The 4,010-nt window shown below is 68.6% G+C and carries 4 protein-coding genes and 1 tRNA gene; all 5 read right to left on the bottom strand.

Annotation, left to right across the window (positions count from 1 at the left end):
- The coding region (locus tag A612_RS11510; protein WP_040436716.1) for a DUF559 domain-containing protein at nt 1-365 on the bottom strand (365 nt) is incomplete at its 3' end.
- A gap of 69 nt (nt 366-434) precedes the next feature.
- Nucleotides 435-527: transfer RNA gene (locus A612_RS11515), tRNA-Ser, on the bottom strand.
- 43 nt (nt 528-570) lie between these two features.
- Entirely contained in the window at nt 571-1,839 is a 1,269-nt protein-coding gene (locus A612_RS11520; protein ID WP_040436718.1) for an aspartate kinase, read from the bottom strand.
- Between the two features lie 40 nt (nt 1,840-1,879).
- Nucleotides 1,880-2,908: a tRNA lysidine(34) synthetase TilS gene (gene tilS / locus A612_RS11525; protein ID WP_019374628.1), complete on the bottom strand. Its 1,029-nt coding sequence runs from the start codon at nt 2,906-2,908 to the stop codon at nt 1,880-1,882.
- Between the two features lie 35 nt (nt 2,909-2,943).
- Nucleotides 2,944-3,921: an acetyl-CoA carboxylase carboxyltransferase subunit alpha gene (locus tag A612_RS11530; protein WP_019374629.1), complete on the bottom strand. Its 978-nt coding sequence runs from the start codon at nt 3,919-3,921 to the stop codon at nt 2,944-2,946.
- Nucleotides 3,922-4,010: the final 89 nt, after the last annotated feature.

A 4,010-nucleotide genomic window follows, 5' to 3' on the forward strand; every position in this document is an offset into this window, starting at 1 on the left:
ACGTAGCGGCGGCAGCGTTCCGGCTCGTTCACCACGTCCCGATTGGCAAAACGCAGCACGTACCAGCTCTGGGCCGTGAGCGCAGCCTGCCTGCGCTGCCAGTCCACGAAGTCCTCGTGGCTCATGCCTTGGCCGGTGTTCTTCTTGTCGTAGCCATCCACCTCCAGGGCGATCTGGAGGCCGTGCTCGCGGATGACGAAGTCGCAGTAGCGGGTGCGCCCGTCGAGGTCCGTGAAGGGGTATTGCGTGTCGACCTGGCCCAGATCCAGGCCATCGACCTTCGCGAGCACCTCGACCGCGAACAGTCTTTCGAACTTGCTGCCGAAGTTTTGCTCGTGGGCAGCCAACCAATGATCGAGCGTCATGTCCTCAAAACCCCGGGCCGCCCCGGAAAAGAAAAAGCCCAAGTGAGTCAATCACTTGGGCTAGTCTTCTGGCGGAGACGGAGGGATTCGAACCCTCGATGAGGCTCTACACCCCATACTCCCTTAGCAGGGGAGCACCTTCGGCCACTCGGTCACGTCTCCAATCCAGCGATTATGCCCCATTTTCGGGGCCGCCGGACAAAACTCAGGCGGCTGGCTGGTCCAGTCCGAACGCCTTGTGCAGCGCGCGCACGGCCAGCTCCACGTACTTGTCGTCGATCACCACCGAGGTCTTGATCTCCGAGGTGGAGATCATCTTGATGTTGATGTTTTCCTCGGCCAGCGCGCGGAACATGGTGCTGGCCACGCCGGCGTGGCTGCGCATGCCGATGCCGACGATGCTGACCTTGGCGATCTTGTCGTCGCCCAGCACTTCCTCGGCGCCCAGCTGCGGCAGCACCTTCTCGCGCAGCAGCTCCATGGCCCGCGGGTAGTCGTTGCGGTTCACGGTGAAGCTGAAGTCGGTGCGGCCTTCCTTGCCGACGTTCTGGATGATGACGTCCACGTCGATGTTGGCCTGCGCCACCTCGCCCAGGATCTGGTGGGCGATGCCGGGCGTGTCGGGCACGCCGAGCACCGAGATCTTCGCCTCATCGCGCGTGAACGCGATGCCCGATACCACAGCTTTTTCCATTTGTGCGTCTTCCTCAAAGGTGATCAGGGTGCCGGAGGCCTCTTCTTCCTCGATGGCGATGTCCCAGGGTGTGAAGCTCGACAGCACACGCATCGGCACGCGGTACTTGCCGGCGAATTCCACGGAGCGGATCTGCAGCACCTTGCTGCCCAGGCTGGCCATCTCGAGCATTTCCTCGAAGCTCAGCGAGTGCAAGCGGCGCGCTTCGGGAACGACGCGCGGGTCGGTGGTGTAGACCCCGTCCACGTCGGTGTAGATCAGGCATTCGGTCGCGCCCATGGCTGCAGCGATCGCCACCGCCGAGGTGTCGGAGCCGCCACGCCCGAGCGTGGTGATGTTGCCGTCGCCGTCGATGCCCTGGAAGCCGGTGACGATGACCACGCGGCCGGCATCGAGGTCGGCGCGCACGCGCTGGTCGTCGATGGATTCGATGCGCGCGCGGGTGTAGCTCGAGTCGGTGCGCACCGGCACCTGCCAGCCGGTGTAGCTGACGGCCGGCACCCCTTCCGATTGCAGCGCGATGGCCAGCAAGGCGGACGAGGCCTGCTCGCCAGTGGCCGCCAGCATGTCGAGTTCGCGGTGGTAGGCAGTGTCCTTGCGCGAGGGGGCGAGCTCCTTGGCCAGCCCGAGCAGGCGGTTGGTCTCGCCGCTCATTGCGCTGGGTACCACCACCATCTGGTGGCCCGCGCGCGCCCACTTGGCGACGCGCCTGGCGACGTTGCGGATGCGCTCCGTGGAGCCCATCGACGTGCCGCCGTACTTGTGTACGAACAATGCCATGGAATGTCTTGCGAAGAAGCGGGGCGCCCTGCCCGCGTATCTACTGCGCGGGGCGGCGCCCTGGCGGCGCCGCGGCGTCCTGCCTGAAAGGGTGGTCCAGAACCGGCGGATTGTAGCAAGCGAGAACCTCGCCCTCGCGCACCACGTGGCCGCCTCCCACCTTCAGGTGGATGCGATGGCCGCGCGTGTTGCAGGCGGCAATCTGCGCCTGCAGCTCGTCCAGTTGGGCGGTGCTCGGCGTGGTGCCGTGGCACTCGCGCAGCCAGTGGCGCAGCAGGTTCGCCTGGCGCGCCGGCTCCAGCGCGCGCAGGGCGGCGATGCGTGGCGGCACCCCAACCGCCGCCAGGTCGGACTCGGCCAGCCCGCGCAGCAGCTCGGCCGCCTGCGCCGCGTGTGCGCAGGAGCGGGCGAAGGTGGAGCGGAACTGCGGGAACACCTGCTCGAGCGCCGGCAGCAGCTGCTGGCGAATGCGGTTGCGCAGGTAGCGCGCCTCGGCGTTGGTGGGGTCTTCGATCCAGGCCTCGCCGCGCGCGCGCAGCCAGTCGCGCAGCTGGGCTCCCGGCACGCGCAGCAACGGGCGCTCCCAGACCAGGCCCGGGGCGTCGCTGCGCTCCCAGCGCGCCGGCATGGCCGCCAGCCCGGCGACGCCGGCGCCCCGCGACAGGGCCAGCAGCAGTGTCTCGACCTGGTCGTCCGCGTGCTGCGCGAGGGCCATGGTGCGGGCCGGCGGAAGCGGCCCTTCCGTGCGCGTCAGGGCGCCCAGGGCGGCGTAGCGCGCCTGGCGCGCCGCGTCCTCGGGGCTTTGGCCGGGCGCCGGCCGCGCATCGACACGGCGCACCGCCAGCGGGATATTCCAGCGGCGGCACAGCTCGGCGCAATGCCGCTCGAAGTCATCGGCGGCCGCCTGCAACCCGTGGTGCACGTGCAGCGCCCGCACCTGCCCCGGCCAGCGCTGCGCGCAGGCCAGCAGCAGCGCAGTGGAGTCGGCGCCGCCACTGAATGCGACGGCCAGCGGCAAGCGCGGCGCGAAGGCGGCGATGGCCCTGTCGAACGCGGCGTGCTGGCCCATCTGCGCGAACTGCGGCGCCGGGGCAGCCGGCTGCCTCAGCGGCTGTCCGCCTTGGTGTCGGAAAAGCGCCCGTAGCTCTGCAGCCGCTCGTAGCGCCGCTCGAGCAGTTCCTTGGGCTTGAGGTCGCTGAGCTGGCGGTAGGCGTCGCCCAGCGCGCGCTTGAGCAGCGAAGCCATCTGCCGGTGGTCGCGGTGCGCGCCGCCGACGGGCTCGCTGACGATCTTGTCCACCAGTCCGAGGGCCTTGAGCCGGTGCGCCGTGATGCCCATGGCCTCGGCGGCCTCCTGAGCGCGGTCGCTGGTCTTCCACAGGATCGAGGCGCAGCCCTCGGGGCTGATGACCGAATAGACCGAGTACTGGAGCATGATGACCTGGTCGGCCACAGCGATGGCGAGCGCGCCGCCCGAGCCGCCTTCGCCGATGATGGTGGTGACGATCGGCACCTCCAGCTGCGCCATCTCGTAGATGTTGCGCCCGATCGCCTCGGACTGGCCGCGCTCCTCGGCGTCGATGCCGGGAAACGCCCCGGGCGTGTCGACGAAAGTGAACACCGGCAGCCTGAACTTCTCGGCCGTCTTCATCAGGCGCAGCGCCTTGCGGTAGCCCTCGGGCCGGGTCATGCCGAAGTTGCGCGCCGCGCGCTCCTTCGTCCCGCGCCCCTTCTGGTGGCCGACCACCATGCAGGCGTTGCCGTTGAAGCGCGCCAGCCCCCCGACGATGGACTGGTCGTCGGCGAAGTGCCGGTCGCCGTGCAGCTCCACGAAATCCGTGAAGATCTCGCGCACGTAGTCGAGCGTGTAAGGCCGCTCGGGGTGGCGCGCGATCTTCGTGATCTGCCACGGCGTGAGGCTGCTGTAGATGTCCTTGGTGAGCTGGTTGCTCTTCTTGCTGAGCTGCTCGATTTCCTCGGAGATGTCCACCGCGCTCTCGCTTTGTACGTAGCGCAGCTCCTCGATTTTGGCCTCGAGCTCGGCAATGGGTTGCTCGAAGTCCAGGAAGGTCTTTTTCGCCAAGTTGGGTTCTCCTCGTCTGACCGGGTTGGGCGCGCCCCGCCCCTTGGAGGCGGCGGTGGGCGGCGCGGGGCGGCCGCGCGGGGCAGCCG

It is taken from the genome of Melaminivora alkalimesophila (genome assembly GCF_000282995.1).
Taxonomy (GTDB): domain Bacteria; phylum Pseudomonadota; class Gammaproteobacteria; order Burkholderiales; family Burkholderiaceae_C; genus Melaminivora; species Melaminivora alkalimesophila.